General features: G+C 40.5%; 19 protein-coding genes. 8 read left to right on the plus strand and 11 right to left on the minus strand.

Annotated features, from left to right (window positions below; all coding sequences use genetic code 11):
* Positions 1–8 precede the first annotated feature (8 nt).
* The 4 genes from QZ488_RS07175 to QZ488_RS07190 all read right to left on the minus strand — a co-directional run bounded on the left by QZ488_RS07175 (position 9) and on the right by QZ488_RS07190 (position 2,542).
* Complete coding sequence (locus QZ488_RS07175; protein ID WP_293747154.1) at positions 9–680, minus strand: hypothetical protein; 672 nt, start codon at positions 678–680, stop codon at positions 9–11.
* Positions 680–1,585, minus strand: coding sequence for an ABC transporter ATP-binding protein (locus tag QZ488_RS07180; protein ID WP_293747155.1), 906 nt, complete (start codon positions 1,583–1,585; stop codon positions 680–682). Before QZ488_RS07180 ends, QZ488_RS07175 begins: the two co-directional genes overlap by 1 nt.
* On the minus strand, positions 1,582–1,926 hold the full coding sequence (locus QZ488_RS07185) for a GntR family transcriptional regulator (protein WP_293747156.1): 345 nt from the start codon (positions 1,924–1,926) through the stop codon (positions 1,582–1,584). The genes QZ488_RS07180 and QZ488_RS07185 overlap by 4 nt, the downstream gene beginning before the upstream one ends.
* 259 nt (positions 1,927–2,185) lie before the next feature.
* On the minus strand, positions 2,186–2,542 hold the full coding sequence (locus QZ488_RS07190; protein ID WP_293747157.1) for a RidA family protein: 357 nt from the start codon (positions 2,540–2,542) through the stop codon (positions 2,186–2,188).
* Between the two features lie 196 nt (positions 2,543–2,738).
* Between QZ488_RS07190 and QZ488_RS07195 the strand changes: the two genes are divergently transcribed.
* A complete protein-coding gene (locus tag QZ488_RS07195) occupies positions 2,739–3,503 on the plus strand; it encodes an SDR family oxidoreductase (RefSeq protein ID WP_293747158.1) in 765 nt (254 codons plus the stop codon).
* 48 nt (positions 3,504–3,551) lie between these two features.
* Here QZ488_RS07195 and QZ488_RS07200 read toward each other — a convergent pair whose 3' ends face one another.
* The 4 genes from QZ488_RS07200 to QZ488_RS07215 form a co-directional block, all read right to left on the minus strand.
* Positions 3,552–4,262 (minus strand): hypothetical protein, encoded by a 711-nt coding sequence (locus tag QZ488_RS07200; RefSeq protein WP_293747159.1) that lies wholly within the window; start codon positions 4,260–4,262, stop codon positions 3,552–3,554.
* Positions 4,263–4,660: 398 nt separating this feature from the next.
* Positions 4,661–5,350, minus strand: coding sequence for a DUF480 domain-containing protein (locus QZ488_RS07205; RefSeq protein WP_293747160.1), 690 nt, complete (start codon positions 5,348–5,350; stop codon positions 4,661–4,663).
* A 25-nt stretch (positions 5,351–5,375) separates the two neighbouring features.
* Positions 5,376–6,695 carry an AarF/ABC1/UbiB kinase family protein gene (locus tag QZ488_RS07210; RefSeq protein ID WP_293747161.1) on the minus strand — a complete coding sequence of 440 codons (1,320 nt, stop codon included), beginning with the start codon at positions 6,693–6,695 and terminating at the stop codon, positions 5,376–5,378.
* A gap of 97 nt (positions 6,696–6,792) precedes the next feature.
* A complete protein-coding gene (locus QZ488_RS07215; protein ID WP_293747162.1) occupies positions 6,793–7,278 on the minus strand; it encodes a MarR family winged helix-turn-helix transcriptional regulator in 486 nt (161 codons plus the stop codon).
* A 471-nt stretch (positions 7,279–7,749) separates the two neighbouring features.
* Here QZ488_RS07215 and proB point away from each other — a divergent pair, with 471 nt between their 5' ends.
* Complete coding sequence (proB, locus tag QZ488_RS07220) at positions 7,750–8,856, plus strand: glutamate 5-kinase (RefSeq protein ID WP_293747163.1); 1,107 nt, start codon at positions 7,750–7,752, stop codon at positions 8,854–8,856.
* A complete protein-coding gene (locus QZ488_RS07225; protein ID WP_293747164.1) occupies positions 8,853–10,091 on the plus strand; it encodes a glutamate-5-semialdehyde dehydrogenase in 1,239 nt (412 codons plus the stop codon). The genes proB and QZ488_RS07225 overlap by 4 nt, the downstream gene beginning before the upstream one ends.
* A gap of 62 nt (positions 10,092–10,153) precedes the next feature.
* On the opposite strand, the gene QZ488_RS07230 is transcribed toward QZ488_RS07225, so the two are convergent.
* The gene (locus QZ488_RS07230; protein WP_293747187.1) at positions 10,154–11,512 is read right to left on the minus strand and encodes a M28 family metallopeptidase; all 1,359 of its coding nucleotides are present in this window, start codon (positions 11,510–11,512) and stop codon (positions 10,154–10,156) included.
* A 129-nt stretch (positions 11,513–11,641) separates the two neighbouring features.
* On the opposite strand from QZ488_RS07230, the gene QZ488_RS07235 reads away from it, so the two are divergent.
* The 4 genes from QZ488_RS07235 (at position 11,642) to QZ488_RS07250 (ending at position 14,738) form a co-directional block, all read left to right on the plus strand.
* Positions 11,642–12,538 carry a histone deacetylase gene (locus QZ488_RS07235; protein ID WP_293747165.1) on the plus strand — a complete coding sequence of 299 codons (897 nt, stop codon included), beginning with the start codon at positions 11,642–11,644 and terminating at the stop codon, positions 12,536–12,538.
* A gap of 116 nt (positions 12,539–12,654) precedes the next feature.
* The gene (locus QZ488_RS07240) at positions 12,655–13,500 is read left to right on the plus strand and encodes a YHYH protein (RefSeq protein WP_293747166.1); all 846 of its coding nucleotides are present in this window, start codon (positions 12,655–12,657) and stop codon (positions 13,498–13,500) included.
* Complete coding sequence (locus tag QZ488_RS07245; protein ID WP_293747167.1) at positions 13,487–14,110, plus strand: toxin-antitoxin system YwqK family antitoxin; 624 nt, start codon at positions 13,487–13,489, stop codon at positions 14,108–14,110. The genes QZ488_RS07240 and QZ488_RS07245 overlap by 14 nt, the downstream gene beginning before the upstream one ends.
* A 7-nt stretch (positions 14,111–14,117) precedes the next feature.
* Positions 14,118–14,738: an SCO family protein gene (locus QZ488_RS07250; protein WP_293747168.1), complete on the plus strand. Its 621-nt coding sequence runs from the start codon at positions 14,118–14,120 to the stop codon at positions 14,736–14,738.
* A 52-nt stretch (positions 14,739–14,790) separates the two neighbouring features.
* Here the strand turns inward: QZ488_RS07250 and QZ488_RS07255 are convergent, their stop codons facing one another.
* The gene (locus tag QZ488_RS07255) at positions 14,791–15,012 is read right to left on the minus strand and encodes a penicillin-binding protein (protein ID WP_293747169.1); all 222 of its coding nucleotides are present in this window, start codon (positions 15,010–15,012) and stop codon (positions 14,791–14,793) included.
* Between the two features lie 110 nt (positions 15,013–15,122).
* Here QZ488_RS07255 and QZ488_RS07260 point away from each other — a divergent pair, with 110 nt between their 5' ends.
* A complete protein-coding gene (locus QZ488_RS07260) occupies positions 15,123–16,028 on the plus strand; it encodes a WYL domain-containing protein (RefSeq protein ID WP_293747170.1) in 906 nt (301 codons plus the stop codon).
* A 13-nt stretch (positions 16,029–16,041) separates the two neighbouring features.
* On the opposite strand, the gene QZ488_RS07265 is transcribed toward QZ488_RS07260, so the two are convergent.
* The gene (locus tag QZ488_RS07265) at positions 16,042–16,593 is read right to left on the minus strand and encodes an AAA family ATPase (RefSeq protein WP_293747171.1); all 552 of its coding nucleotides are present in this window, start codon (positions 16,591–16,593) and stop codon (positions 16,042–16,044) included.
* Between the last annotated feature and the right edge of the window lie 195 nt (positions 16,594–16,788).

Here is a 16,788-nt window from a genome sequence, read left to right on the forward strand (position 1 = left end):
AGGCCTAGCTAGAGAAAGCAAGCCTTTCGGGATTTGATAAAAATAGTGGTGCCTATGACTATTGCTATTGCCAGTAACTCAGCACCAATGAGTGTGAAAACCGTTGAATTAAATATGGCAGTGGGGGATTCGATATGGCTGCCAATGGCCTCAATTCCGGCAACTTCAAATAAAAATAGGTTAAATCCCATGTTGAGTATAATCATCGTAATTATGGTTACTGGTATTGAACCACTTAACACACCGGCGCAAAGCACAATACTCGTGGCTACCAATATTTCCAATGCACAGAGGATCAACATGGGCAGCATGCCGTTTGGCATATGACTGAAATTAATAATCAGGCTTGCGCTTACAACAATTGTTCCCCAACTCACCAAATATATGCCTAAACCACCAAATATTTTAGATAAGTTGTAATCCATCGGAGTAATAGGTAGCCCCATGATGAAGGATAATTGGGACTCTTTCTTCTCGGTCACCACAATGTTTATTGCTACGTGGGCACTGGAGCCGATTAATACTGTTATCAATCCCACTAAACCTAAATAGTAAACCGTGCCAGAGGGCACCGTCATCAGTCCAGCTGAAAAAATACCTAATAAGGCATAGCCCAACATAAAGACTTTATATAACTGCCAATCTTTGATGATGAGTTTTGTAATCATAAAGGTATTCATTATTTAGCTCCTATATTTTGGGCTTGTCTGCGATGATTAACATTGGCTAAGAAAATTTCTTCTAAGCTCATATTTTCTACTGCTAAAACTTTAATATTTTGTTGCTGATATGCTTCTAATATCGAGGGGCAAAACTGGTTGCTGATCACTGAGGCCAATCGTCCATCTTGCTCAATTTGAACAATATTACCCATTAGTACCATTGGGTGATTAGAAGGTAATTCGACTTGAATGCGGCGCCAGTTTTCTAAAAAGGTTTCTTTGTCATTGGTATCAATAATCGAACCTCGATCAATAAAGGTTATTTGATCTGATATTTTCTCAACGTCAGCAGTATTGTGCGAAGAGAACAACACTGTGCGTTCCTCATCTTTTAAAATAAGGGCTAATTCATTGTTCACTTCTTGGCGCGCCATAGGGTCCAAACCAGTTGTGGGTTCATCCAATACCAATAGTTTTGGTTTGCGGGCTAAGACCAATAATAATTGTGCTTTGATATGCTGACCTTTGGAAAACTGTTTAATTTTCTGCTCAAGGTTGAGATCAAATCGATGTAACAATTCGTTTGCGTAGTTATCGTCCCAACCAGGGTATATCGACTTGATAAACTCCATATGCCAGCCAAGATCTTTACCGCCATATAACTTCATCTCTTCGGAGCTATAACCTACATTATGTTTAACTTGCGCCTGAAGTTTAGGCATTTCTTGGCCTAAAACTGTTGTTTTACCACTATCAGCTTGCATCAAACCCATAATGATCCTGATGGTGGTGGACTTACCAGCGCCGTTGGCACCAACAAAGCCCATGATTTGCCCTTTGGGCAAAGTGAGATTGATATTGTTAAGGTCAAAATAGTTAAAATGTTTGCTCACATTTTCTAGTTGTATCGCTAACTCGTTCATTGTTCGTTCCCACTTGTGTTTAATAACACCTGATTCAATCGTTCTTTGGTTTCATCGTCACTCAATCCCAATTGGCGAGCACTGAAAACAACCTGTTTTAACTTCTCATCTAGTTCAGATAATTGTAAATCTGACCGCACGGTTTCAGATTCAGCAATATAGGATCCGCGACCTTGTTGGGTAACAATTACCACCTCAAGCTCCAGTTCAGAGTAAGCTCGCTTGACCGTAATAACACTCACGCCAGTCACAGAGGCCATCTCTCTAATAGAGGGCAAATGAAAACCAATTTGCCAATCACCTACCATCACTTTCTGTTTTATCTGGCTCATGATCTGCATATACATAGGCCTGCTATCTGTCTGTGAAAGAAATAATTTAATCGTCATTAAATATCGTTACTGTGTATATCTGGTATGCACAGTTGGCAAATAAATTGTGTGAAATTTGTGCTGCCTAAGTTGTTTTTTAGTTTAACTTATTGAAATTTATGGATAATTAATAATGTGTCTACAGGGGGCTGTGTATATATGGAGACTATACACACGGCAGTGCATTAAGAGCACTGCGTATTTGATATTGTAATACCTTAAATGTTGATTATTTTTTCTGTGCTGCTACAACCGATATTTCAACCAATAATTCAGGCCTAGCCATAGACGCTTGAACACAGGCTCTAGCAGGGGCATGACCTTCTGGTACCCAGTTATCCCACACCGTATTCATGGCCGAAAAGTCTTGCATATCTTTAATGTAAAGAGTGGCAGAGAGCATATGTTCTTTATCGCTGCCAGCGTCTAGTAATAACTGCTCAACTTTATCAAGCATGGTTTGAGTTTGTTGTTCGATACCTTGGGTGGCATCGGCACAGACTTGTCCACACAGGTAAATAGTACCTTGATGAATAACTATGTGGCTCATGCGCGGCTTGGTTTCTTTACGTAGAATATTTGTCACTTTGTTTCTTAAATAATAGTGAAAGAAGGTGAAAGATAGTAACAATAAGTGTGAGCTGGATAAATGCATAGTCGGCTGAATGTTGTGTTTTAATGGTTATTAATATGAGTGATAAAGTTGTATCTGGATCGTCAATTTTTTGTTTCACCCAGAGACTGGTAGGCTTCCCAATATAATAATTCAATGGAAAATAACTATGCATGATCAGCAACAATTTTTAGATAAAGTGGTTTTGGTAACAGGGGCTTCTGGGGGCATAGGAGAGGCCGTTGCTAAAGCTTTTGCCAATCAAGGAGCGAAAGTTGTACTAGCTGATATTGACAGTCAAGGTCAACAAGTGGCGAAGGATATAAATGATTTAGGCCATAGCGCAGTATTTCAGCATTGTGATGTGAGTAGTGCCGTTTCGGTTAAGGCATTATTCGACTTTATTGAAGATACTTACGGCAGATTAGATGTTGCTTTTAATAATGCCGGAATTGACATTGAATCAAGCAGGTTAGCCGAAAGTGATGAAGCGACCTATGACAAAATTATGGATATCAATGTGAAAGGGGTGTGGTTATGTATGCGCCAGGCTATAACAATAATGCTCAAAACAGGTGGCGGTTCGATTGTGAATACTGCATCTGTAGCTGGGCTAGGTGCGGCGCCTACTATGAGTATCTATGCCGCCAGTAAACATGCGGTAGTTGGATTAACCAAGTCTGCTGCGGTTGAATATGCAAAAAAAGGGATTCGAGTGAATGCGATTTGTCCCGCGGTGATTAACACGAATATGTATCAACGAGCCATGGCCGGAGACGCTAAAAAAGCCAAAGCCATTGAGGCCATGCATCCGGTAGGGCGAGTAGGTCAAACCAATGAAGTGGTATCTGGGGTTTTGTATTTATGTTCTGATGCTGCAAGTTTTACTACTGGTATTACTTTGCCAATAGATGGCGGTTCTACAGCAATATAATCTAACCTGATGATGAATTCGTATAACGATCCTTTGGCGACAGATATATTATTTGTCGTCGTTGGTAAACCATAATTCTGGCCGGTCGAATGGAATGCTTTTTGGTAAATCCGGATTTGTAATCGTAATTACCCTGCGATTATTGATGTCTGCTTTTTCGAGGTCATCGGTATAAAATTCATAAAATAGAGCTTTAAGTGAACCATCACTCACCATTTTCTCTAATCCAGCTTCAATACGCTCAGCTAAGCGGACTTCATTCGGTGAAACAAAAATATAAGTGGGTGCCGGTAGAAAAATGATTAATTGAGGTTCAACTATCACTTTATTCGGTTGGCGAACTGCAATTTCGTCATATATTTCATTAATGCCGCGAGGTATATAATCAATGACGTTATGATTTAACATATTATACAGGCCATCAAGAGACACTAATTCGTAGTGGCTGAAAGACTGCTTTTTGAATATATCAGTTGTGGCCCATCCTACCCGCAATCCTGCGGCTAATTTTTTAAGTTCGCTCAATTCTGTGACTGTTGAAAACTTATTGAGATTATTTTCATGAATTGCTAATACTCGGTAATTGAGAATCCCTCGGCGAATTGGGATTCGAATGGGAATTGTGGCTTCTTCCCGTTCCTGAGTAGTGACACCTATAAATAAGTTTATAATTTTGCCTGATTGGACTTCAGACGCAGTGCGTGCAGAAGTTGTGAATAGTTCAATATACTCGACTTTGTAGGGACCGTGAGTAGCCACTGTTTTTTCTAAGGCTAGGGACAAGACCCTATTTTTATAATGAACTCTTAAATCGTTAGTTAGATGAGTAGTATTTGTGCGAACTACGGATGTGGTTAGCACATCGGAAGGCGAAACTTCAGAGGCTTGCAAATTATTAGATTGCGAGTTGGTACTAAAAGTAAGCAATAGAGTGACAATAAAAAAAGTATGAAAATTAAAGTAGGCCAATACACAATCCAAAAACGTTAGGACACGCGTTAGGTGTGGTAAATCATAGCAAAGATTGGCGTTTATGCTTGTTTTTTTGCCCATAATATTAGCCTGCTTTAAACGCTAACCACTGTTATGGTGCAGTCTGATTGATTAGTTTTGTATTCGGATTAGTGGTATGCATTAATCCGAATACAGGGCACTTTTTACTCGCTTAGTATATCAACCAGTTCCTTCAATTCGACTAATTGTTTAGTCAATTCAGCCACTTGTTGCTCTAGTTGTGTAATGCGCTCTAGGGCATCTTGGGAGGTTGAATCTGCACCTTGAGTAGGATTAGTGGCATTTGTATATACTGCGACCTGAGGTGCGACTTGTAATCCTTCATCGCCACTAAATAAATGGGCATAACGGGAATCTCGTTTACCAGGTTCTCGGTCTAGTTTGACTACCAACTGTTCATCGTTTAAGTCGTGTAATTTGTTAAGTGTTGCCTCAATCTCTTCTACATTGTCAAAATCGGCCAAACGGTTGGTGCGAGTTCTTAGTTCGCCTTGGGTTTGCGGACCGCGCAGCAACATCACGCAGATGATAGCCAACTGTTGGCGGCTAAATTTCAGGTCACTGAATTCGGTATTACAGAAACGATGTTTGTACTTTACAACGCGACTTCCTGATCCAGTATGTTCGAGGATCAGTTTTTTATCTCTAAGCTCATCCAAAACATTCTGCACCTCTGATTCACTGAGGTTCATCACTGGTTCTCTGTTACTTTTTTGGTTACAACCTAAAGTTAACCCATTTAGAGATAAGGGATACTGGTCAGGTGTAGTGACTTCTTTTTCGAGTAATACACCGATAAGTCGAGCTTGAATTGGTGTGAGTTGAATAAGCATTTAGGTGTCCTTTAGTAACGCTATTTTATGCCCTATTATAAGGCGTGAACAGACTTTGCATATCCACTTTAGCCTTTAATTTTATGGCCAACAAAAATAATCCGCCTAGTTTACGATGTAAAAATATCGCGTTGGCCGAGGGAGTGTGTGCGTACTCTTTCTCAAGTCCTAATTGTATGCCCTGAGTTTGTAACCTTGAGGACAAGTCAGAACTAGCAAAGTCATAGGGGGACTCGGCATACAGAGGTTCACAGGCCATATAAGCCAAATCGGTGATGTTTTGCTGAACCTTTTCAGGTAAATCCTGCCTGATTAAACCTATATCTAAGATTGCCTGACGGATCTGGTTTTTGTCGTGATGACTCGCACCTTGCATAAGTTGACGATAACCTTCGGCCATCTGAGATGTGTAAGTGCGTGTCGCTCCAAAATCTAAAAGCACGATTTTTTGGGTTTCTTGGTCATATTGATAGTTGGCAAAATTAGGGTCGGTTTGCACTAGTTGAAAATCAAATAACTCTTTAAAAAACAATCGCATTAATTGACTCATTACCCGATCACGTGTTTCTTGTGACTGATTAACTAATTGCTCTATTGGTAAACCATCAATAAAACTCATTGCAAGCACAGTGCCTGAACTAAACTCTTTATCCAAAATAGGCATGATAAAAGCATCGTCATTTTCAATAACTGCGGCATATTGATCCAAGTACTGACCTTCAAGTGTATAATCTGCCTCATCGTGAAGCTGTTTTTTAGCTTCCGCCAACAATGGCTTAATATCCAGACTCTTAGGTAATAGCCCCGTCATTTTAATGAGAGTAGCGACATTATCCACATCACTATTAATACTTTGTTTAATTCCTGGATATTGAATTTTAATGGCCAGACGTTTTAAGTCTTGAGTGATGACTTTATGTACTTGACCTATTGAGGCTGCTGCTATGGGTTGTAGCGGGAATTGAATGAATTGTTTCTTCCAGTCTTGTCCCCACTGAGACTCGAGTAAACTAATCAATTCATTTTCAGGCATGGATTTGGCGTCAGAGCGTAATCGAGCTAATAAATCGGTTAATTCGGCAGGCAACATATCACCTGCATCCATAGATATCATTTGACCTACTTTCATCGCAGCACCGCGCATTTGCGCGAGTTGGTCGGCAACACGCATGGCATTGCCGGGTGTCAGGAGTAAATCCTTAATTTTAGGCCGATTACCTTTGGCTAATTCGCTAACGCCTTCTGCTAAAATGTTTCCCGCCACTCGCCCTGCTAAAGAACTGAGTTTCCCCAATCGACTTAATCGTCCCTTTGGGATAGAGGCTGTATCTGTCTTTTTTTGCATAAAATAAGTGGCCTATTAAACAGACTAATACGTTGTTTGATGGATTTTAGACCTATACCACCTCTAAACACGGGTGTTGAGGTGGTATGGGGATAGACTATTCTGTTGGTGCAACTTCCTGTAGCACACCCACTTCTAACATGGGGGCCGCATCTAAGTTTTCTGCATCCATCATATAGGCGATACGTTGCATTGTTGAAACTAGTTGGGTTTGCTCCCATTCTTCCAGTTTTTCAAAACGGTCGATGAAATGTGTCTGTAGTGGTCTTGGTGCATCTTTGACCACAGTCTTTCCTTGTTCTGTAAGGTACAAGCCAACTCTACGTTTATCCGTAACTGAGCGTTCTCGAATGACATAGTTACGTGCTTCAAGTCTGTCTAAAATACTGGTTACAGTGGCGGAGCTAAGATTAATACTGTGAGCTATATCTTTAACCATACAGCCGTCATGTTGATCAATTTCTTTTAGCACTATTAGCTGGGGACTGGTAAGCCCACTTTCTTTGGATAATTTTTTCGAATAAATTCCGATGGCTCGGGTGACCTTTCTTAATGACACCAATAACTCTTCATATTTTTGCATAACACCTACCTCTAAACACCTCTGAAAGCCGGCTGATAAACCTGATTAAAAGGCGCCAGTTTAATGACGCTTAATGTATGAGTAATTAACCTAGAGTTCAATTTTTATATTCAATTTTGTTACTTTGTTTAACTGTTGATAATGATTCAGTTCTATCTAATTTTCCCTGTTTCAAACTATGTTATATCAATAGTGTAATGGATTTTTTGTGAAAAAATAGTTAGTGTACGAACTATTAGTTTGCTGGAAGTTGTTTAGCAAATATTTTTATAGGTTAAAAATACAGTTTTTAGGCCCGTCAGAGGCCTCTCAGTCAAAAGGCTGTATTCGCATCTAAGCAAAAACCTATCCTCAGTGAGAGTCCATTCTCTAGCTTTAGAGGTTCTTCATTAAATTAGAACAGTAAAACTGGCATTCATGCCTAAATCAATTAAGCAAGCGTTGAACGACGCAGGGTAAGTAGTTAATTACATGAAAAAAGTAAATTGGAAACGTATCGTAATCAAAGTAGGTAGTGCTTTGATTGCCCCACATGGAAAGGGGTGTAGTAGTCATTATTTATTAGGGATAGCGCAGTTTATCGTTAACTGTCGTACTCAAGGTATTGAGGTGGTCTTAGTCTCCTCTGGTTCAGTTGCTGCCGGAGCGCATATTTTCCCTGCCGAGTTACAACAAACGGTTTCAGTTAAAAAAGCCATGGCTGCAGCTGGCCAAAGCGAAATGATGGCCACTTGGGACAAGTTGTTTGATTTTCCAACTGCGCAGATGTTGCTAACGCGATGTGATTTGCGCGATCGAGAGCGTTATGTAAGTGTAAAAAACACAATATTCACGCTTTTGGAGCACGGTGTACTGCCAATTGTGAATGAGAACGACACAATAGTGACCGATAAGCTGAAAGTGGGAGATAACGATAACTTATCTGCCATAGTGGCAGCAGCTGCGGATGCAGATGCATTGATTATTTGTTCTGATATTGATGGTTTGTACAATAAAAATCCACATAAACATGAGGACGCGGTTTTATTGCCAAAAGTGACAGCAATAGATGCCGAAATTTATGCGATGGCCGACGGTGCCACTAGTGCGGTAGGTACTGGGGGAATGTTAACCAAAGTTCAGGCCGCTGAAAAGGCGACATTACACGGTATCGATACCTACATAGTGAATGGTTTTACTGAGTTAACCTTCAACATGTTACTCAAAGGTGAAAACCCAGGTACACACTTTTCCTCAGACCCTTCACCTATGCAAGAACATTTGCATTGGATGACACATACCTCAACTGCACGAGGAGAAATGATTGTAGAAGACAACTTTGCAGCCAAACTGGATGCACATAGCGAACAGCTTACCAGTGATGATTTAGTTGATATCAAGGGCGAATTTGCAGTTGGTGACACGATTTTAGTACGTAAACACGATGGCACAAAGCTGGCAAAAGCCCAGTCGAATTACAGTAGCTGTTTACTTAACTTTATTACCAATCAAGAAGATCAAGAATTCGCAAATGAATTTCAGCAACAAACAGGCCCCATCATTTCAGATCAAAATGTCGCGTTATTGGAGAAAGAATGAGTATTATTAAGGCGCTAACTCAAGGCGCAGTAAAAGCATCTAAGATCTTAGATGAGTCAATCAAAAATCAAGTGTTACGTGCGATGGCTAAAGCATTGCGTGAGCAAAAACAAACTATCCTTGTAGCTAACGAGAAAGACTTAACGTTAGCGAAACAAAACGCGCTGAGTGGTTCGATGATAGACCGCCTAACGCTTAACGATGAAAGAATTGAGTCAATGGCGGCAGGGCTCGAGGTGATAGCCGAATTGGCCGATCCAGTTGGCGCTGAACGAGTGGTCAGTGAACGTCCTAATGGATTACAGATTCGTAAGATGCGTGTGCCTCTTGGTGTGGTCTGTATGATTTTTGAAGCTCGCCCTAATGTGACAGCAGATGCTGGGGCTCTATGCTTTAAATCTGGCAACGCAGTTATTTTGCGTGGTGGAAAAGAGGCATTAATCTCTAGTTTGGCTATCGCAAAAGTTTTACAAGGTGTGTTAATTAAATTTGATTTGCCACCCGAGCTTATTACTGTAGTGCCCGATCCTAGTCGTGATTTGATGTTTGAGTTAATGCAACAACGGGACAGTATCGATGTCATCATCCCAAGAGGTGGTGAAGGCCTAATTAACTTTGTAACTGATAACAGCAAAGTACCTGTTATTCAGCATTACAAAGGTGTTTGTCATCTTTATATTGATAAAGAAGCCGATCTTAATGTTGCAATGAATTTATTAATCAACGGTAAAACCCAGAGAACGGGTGTATGTAATGCAATTGAAGCTCTGTTAGTCGACAAGTCAATTGCCGCTGAATTTTTGCCTAACGTTGCTGAAAAACTCAAAGAAAAGCAAGTCAAAATAAACGCTTGTAATGCAGCCAGCCAATATTTTAGCAATGCGACAGTTTTAACGGTTGATGATTTTGGCCAGGAGTACCTAGACTTAGAGATCGCCATTCGAATTGTTGATGGTGTTGATGAAGCGATGGCGCATATTGACCGATTTGGTAGTCACCATACGGAAGTGATTTGTAGCAAAAACGAACTAACCTCTAGACGTTTTCAACGTTCTGTTGATGCATCGGTAGTAATGGTCAATGCTTCTTCGCGATTTTCTGATGGCAGTGAGCTCGGATTAGGTGCTGAAATTGGTATCGCCACAACCAAGCTCCATGCTTACGGGCCAATGGGGTTAGAATCGCTAACCACCGAGAAATATTTGGTGATGGGTGACGGCCAAATACGCGCTTAATTAGCTATCAATAACAGGACGAAATTTTCGTCCTGTTATTTTTGTCTTAGATTATATTATTGTTATTCGCCAAATGCTCCTGCAGCGCCGGGAAACACCACTGGACTCTCAAAACCCTCTTTGCTCACACTTGCGACACCAAAGAAGTAATTGTCTATTACCACATTTTCTAAGGTGTATTCGGTAACGTCTCCTACAAACTTACTGTATTGCCATTGAGGTGCGTCGGTGTAACGCCAATAAATTTTGTACCCAGCCAGTTGTTTGTTTTGCTTTTTGTCTAAGGCTGCCCAACTTAATGTGGTACTAGGTTGCACGGCTCCTTTGATACTGACTTCGGCTGGTGGGGAAGGGGCCCATGCCATACCAGCAAGAGAAACCGCATTTAAAGCTGTTAGTTTGGCGGCATATTCGAAATTAACACCTTCAATGGTATCGCCATATGCCACGCCATTTTCAATGCGTAAATCTTGATGCTGACGGTCGTAATGTTCGTTGGTTTCCATGATACGAACGCCCGGATAACCTAAATCGTTAAAGGGACGATGGTGGCCTCCACGGCCAAACCTGTCCAAGCGATAAACGACCATAGTATCTAAGTTAGGAATATAGCGGTCTGCCATCAAATCGATATAACGGGCCAAGTTGCGACTAGGAGAGTCTACTTCACCGCCTGTATACCGGCGATTTCGCGCTTGTGCGTCAGTTTCGGTGTAGCGAGTGCCTTCAGCAAAAATTCGAGCCGTGGTATTGTTAATTACTCCGTTGATGCCGGAAATATTACCAATCATGTCGTTGTTCAATACGGCTTTTAAGCGCCAGCCTTGTTTTTGTGCTGCTTCGGCTAATATTTTGCCGCCAAATAGGCCTTGTTCTTCACCGGCTAGCGCAGCGTAAACAACACTACCGCTAAATTTGTATTTACTCAGTATGCGAGCTGCTTCTAGTGTACCAGCCACGCCCGAAGCATTGTCGTTTGCGCCAGGTGAATCATCGGTAAAATTCATCACATCTGAAATACGCGAGTCTATATCGCCAGACATCATAACGTAACGGTTAGGATCGGTGCTTCCAGTTTGCACTGCAATTACACTGACGACTTCAGTCGAATCAGGAATTCGCTTTTCGCCTTGGATGGTTTGTGACTGAAAATACACCTTTAGACAACCGCCACAGTCTTTAGAAATACTATCAAATTCTGCCTTTATCCAGCGTCTAGCTGCACCTATACCTCGAGTATCCGATTTAGTTTCGGAAAGGGTGTGACGGGTGCCAAAGCCAACTAACTTACGAATGTCATGTTCAATGCGTTTTGCAGAAATCTGTTGTTGAATATCACGTAATGGTTGTTGATCTTTATATTCTAATTCTTTTGCTTGTGTTGTCAGTGCAAAGGTAAAAAGCAAAAAGACAGATAAAATTGGTTGCGTGGTTCTCACAATCTCTTCCTCAATGGTTTATTTGTTAATTCAGCATACTTTAACGTGTTTTGAACTGATATTGTGCATAACTAGAATTCATTATCTCTGAACTGGCAATTAACTATCACTATGACTGCACTGGTATTTCATCCAATTTATAGCCAACTCGATTTAGCGGTGCGCCATCGTTTTCCGATTGAAAAGTATCAAGGGATCCGAGATAGATTAGCTGCGCAAGGGGTTGCAGATAAATGCTTTCAGCAGCCAATCCCAGTCTCATCACAAGACTTATGCCAAGTATTTAATCCGCAATATGTACAACAACTTGTTAGTGGCACCTTAGATGCTAAAGCGATGCGCCGGATTGGTTTTCCTTGGTCAGCACAACTTATTCAGCGTTCATTAACCGCAGTGGGAGGCACCATTTTAACTGCTGAATTAGCCTTGCAACATGGTAAAGCATTGAATTTAACCGGTGGTTATCATCATGCCTTTGCCAATTATGGTTCGGGCTTTTGCCTGTTTAATGACTTGTATTTAGCGGCTCTAACCATGTTACAAAAACCAAACATTGATAAGGTGTTGATTTTTGATTGTGATGTACATCAAGGTGATGGAACCGCAAAGTTAGCTGAGGGCAACCCACAGGTATATACCGTTTCTATCCACGGTGAGAAAAACTTTCCTCATCGAAAACAAGTATCAGACCTCGATTTTAATTTGCCTAAAGGCACAACCGATCCAGAGTATCTGGAAACGGTCGACTGTGCTTTACAGTTAGCGATTAATACCTATCAACCTGATGCAGTTATTTATGATGCAGGTGTAGATATTCATATTAATGATGATTTAGGGCATTTACACATTAGTACGCAAGGAGTGTATCAACGTGACTGTTTGGTTTTTGACACCTGCCAGCAACAAGGTCTACCTATCGCTGCAGTTATAGGTGGTGGTTATCAACGAGACATAGCAGCCTTGGTGGAGGTGCATATTCAGCTATTTAAAGCAGCTGGTGTGATCTAATCATTTGTTCCACATTGTTTGCACATTTACTACATAGATTGTTTGTTACCTTCCTCCCCAGATTATCGATTGTGAGATCGAATTGGCGTTAACAATTAATGTAATAAGGTAAACAAATGCAAAACGTTACTTATAAATACAATCAGGGAGTATTAGCTACACTAATATCGACATTGATGTTATCAGCTTGTAGTGGCTCATCAGAGTCGACAGATACAGGTACAGTCACTGAAGTAGGCAGTGGAACTACTACGTGCGACTCACCGGTGACAGAACTTTCAAGCGCATTACTCGAATTCGTTGCAGCGCCTAATGTGACAGTTGTTTTATCTGAAGACGGTTGTACTGTCGCCCTTGAGTCTGCTGGTAAGCCTGATCATACTTCATCCTATTGGGATTCAGGAAACGACAGTGGTTTGTATGTTGAACCTGAAGACGCAGCTTTGTTTAATACACAAAGATCGCCTGGCGATATCGAAGATTATATTAATGATTTTAATTTGACTGTCTCGGTGTCTCCACAATTAGCGAGTAGTTCGTCGGCAACGCCACTTGGCGCAATTGGCATTGCAATTAGTGGTGCCCCAATCTTTAATGATTCTGAAGGTAACGGTGATGTTTCACTGGGGGTTATCCAAGGTTTTGACCGCAATGGTGCTCATACGGGTCCACAGACCTATCACTACCACTTAGAACCCAAAGCCATTTCATATGATGATGACTCTCTTGTAGAAATTATGGCTGATGGATTTTTAATTTTCGGCAGAAGATGTTATTCAACGGCAGACTACCCCACTGAGCTTGATGAATCCAATGGCCATAGTTCAGTAACCTTATATACAGGCTCTGGAGCAGAGGATGCTGAGTACCATTATCACGTCTCAACTGAACAATATCTAAACGGTGATTATTATTTAATATTCCCAGGAAACTTCCAAGGGACTCCGGGTGATATTAATTAAGCGACGTATTGGTATAGGGCTACTTTTTTGTATGTTGGTGGTTGTAGCGGCCATCACTACAACTATTGAATTTAGCTCTGGGACCCAATTAATTATCGGAAAATCAGAAATATCAATTAACCAGCAAGGTCAGCGCGTATACCAAAACAAACCTTTTACTGGCGAAATGGTGAGTTATCACGATTCCGGAAAAGTCGCTACCGCCGACCAATTTATAAATGGTAGGCGTCAGGGCTATTCTAAAAAATGGTTTGCCAATGGCTTATTGGGTTATGAATCATTTTATGCTGCGGGTATTCGAGACGGTATAACCAAAACTTGGTGGTCCAATAGCAACCTTCGTTCTGACTTCTTTTATATTAAAGGCAAAACTGAAGGATTAGGTAAACGTTGGTATCGAAGTGGTGCAAAGTTTAAACAATTTAATTATCACGCTGGTAACCCTGTTGGGTTGCAACAAGCTTGGCGTGAAAATGGTAAATTATTTTCCAATTTTGAATATAAAAACGGGCGGATTTATGGACTTAGAAAAGCAAATAATTGTGTTGGGCTTAAAGGCGAGGTTATCACTCCTGAGTACTACCAATTTCAAGCAAATAATACTCTCTAGCGTTTTATTGTTTTTGGTAAGTTCAGCAGCAAAGGCATCTGACAGTTTGCCTTACTACAATAGTGCAGAATTTACACCTCATTGGTTAGAGGGTAATAGTACTAAGCTTGAAAATTTTCACCGTATTCCATCCTTTAGTTTTATGGATCAGGATGGGCAAGAAGTCAGTGAAAAAAGTTTCGAAAATAAAATTTATGTGGCAGGGTTTTTCTTTAGTACTTGCCCTGGAATTTGCCCTGCGATAAGGACTAAACTTAACAAGGTGCAGGAAAAGTTTCTTGAAGATGCAGATGTTAAAATTCTTCAACACTCAATTAGGCCCAATACAGATACAGTTGATACACTAAAAAAATACGCTAATGATAATGGCATAGTCAGTGGAAAATGGCATTTAGCTACGGGTGATAGAGAAACTATTTATTCGTTGGCTAAAAGCGCTTACTTTGCCAGTGAAGATTTAGGTAATATTCAAAAAACAGATGATTTTTTACATACAGAAAGCCTTCTGCTTATCGACCAAAATCGACATGTACGTGGCATATACAATGGTCTAAATAGTGCGTCTGTAGGTTATTTGATCTCAGATATAGAGGCCCTTAAAGCAGAAATTAATATCCAAAGAGAATGAATAAATGGTTTAGGGGAGAATGGAACCTAAATAATCTCTACACTGGATAGACTTAATAACTTGAGTTCGGCGTGTTATCCGGATCTATTTCCCCACATACTTCATCTGGATCGACATCGTTGATTAACAACACTTCTCGCACTGCTTCTATGTGAGCCAATACAACCTTATAACGATCACCATATTCATACTTAGTCACTTCAATGGCTTTTGGCATATAGCTAAAGGCTATTTTTAGTGCCATTAGCGCGTCATTATTTAATTTGTCATTCATAACTGGACTCGATTTTATAATTGATTAAATTAGTGATGCAATCATAATGATTGCATTGTAGGTGGAACTCATTTAGTCTTTTATGATCTAGTCATTATGAGTCTATCCAAATGAAAAACCAAAATAATTTTGATGAATTGCAAATAGATAAAAAACTAGCAGAGTTAACTCATGCTCAAAAAGACCGTTTAGCATTTATTGATTTTAGTCTGCAGTTTTTTGGTCATATTGCTCGCACAGATCTGATCCAACGTTTTAAAACCGGGCTAGCGGCAAGTACCAGAGACTTCAGTACTTATAAGGAACTTGCCCCACAGAACCTTATTTTGCGACATCAAACCAAAAGTTACCATCGAATGGATGATTTCCAACCTGTATTTAAACATGATCCACAGGTGATCTTGGCTTCTCTTAGTCGTGGATTTGGTAATGGCATATCTACAGGTGTGCAACCATCAGAGCAGTGTTTTGATGCGGTTAGGCTAATACATCCTAACGTCGCTATTATTGCTAGCATCATGCGTGCTATCCATAATAAACAGGCCTTCAAGTGTGGCTATGTGTCAGTATCTTCTGGTGAAACTGAAAGAGCGTTAGTGCCTCATTCAATTGTTAATAATGGTCATCGCTGGCATGTGCGTGCCTATGACCGTAAGAACAATGGTTTTCGGGATTTTGTGTCTACTCGTTTTACCTTTGTTGACCTTATTGAAGGGCCTTTACATGTGCATGAAGCCAGTCCTTATGATCAGCAATGGCAGCAAATGGTGAATATTGTGCTTGTTCCCCATCCGAAGCTTAAACAGTCGAAGGCGATTGAGATGGATTATGGTATGTCTGATGGGGTGTTATCGTTGCAATTAAGGGCCGCCGTTGCGGCTTATGTACTAAGACAATGGCAGGTGGATTGTTCAGCGCAGCATACTGAGGAACAGCAAGGTTGTCAGTTGGCACTTGCTAACCCTGAGGTGCTTGAATTAATAGAAAATATCTCTTTGGCACCAGGGATTGGTTAGGTTACACCTGGTATTAGCGAAAAGTGATAACACCATCAATTAAATATCGAACATTTTCTAGCTTAGATTTTTCACTAAGGGAAAGTATAGATAAGCCTGGATATTGAGATAGTCGTTTGAACAAATAACTGACTTCTTGATTAGCGTATTGATCATGTGTTTCATTTACTTTTGAGCGTCGACCAAATAAAGCATCAGCTTCATCGAAGAATAATATCCAGTTTTCTGATTCTGCTTGGGCAATGAGTTTTGATAGGTGTTTCTCGGTTTCGCCAATATACTTGTCGAGTAAGCGTTGACAGTCAACGAAACAGACCGATTGTTTAGTATGGTAAGCAATATGATTCAGTTGCATGGCCTTATCTAAGTGATGGCTACCGTAAAAAGCCAGTTTTGTGCTGGTATTTTTTTCTGATTTGGCAATCGCCTCTTTTAATTGGTCAATGTCCTCTTGAAGTAAGGCCGTATCTCGGGCTGCTGCAATAGGGTTAGATAACATATGTATGAATGAAACAGGACCACGGTTGTAGTCACTAAATAGCGTTTTGAAGTCTCTGATAGTCATTATCATTCTCCTCGATTTTTGGCTTGATAAAACAATTACAATTATTGAAAATCTACTACCTAGCAGAACAATGTCAATTTTCACCCTTGTGCATGGGTAATGAAGCGAGCCGTTAAACAATTAATGCATAAACAATAGCCATAATAGCCTTTCTTAACCAGTTGATTTCTGCTATTTTCTCCATCAAATAGACGT

Origin of the sequence: uncultured Paraglaciecola sp. (assembly GCF_913020055.1) — a bacterium.
Lineage (GTDB): Bacteria > Pseudomonadota > Gammaproteobacteria > Enterobacterales > Alteromonadaceae > Paraglaciecola.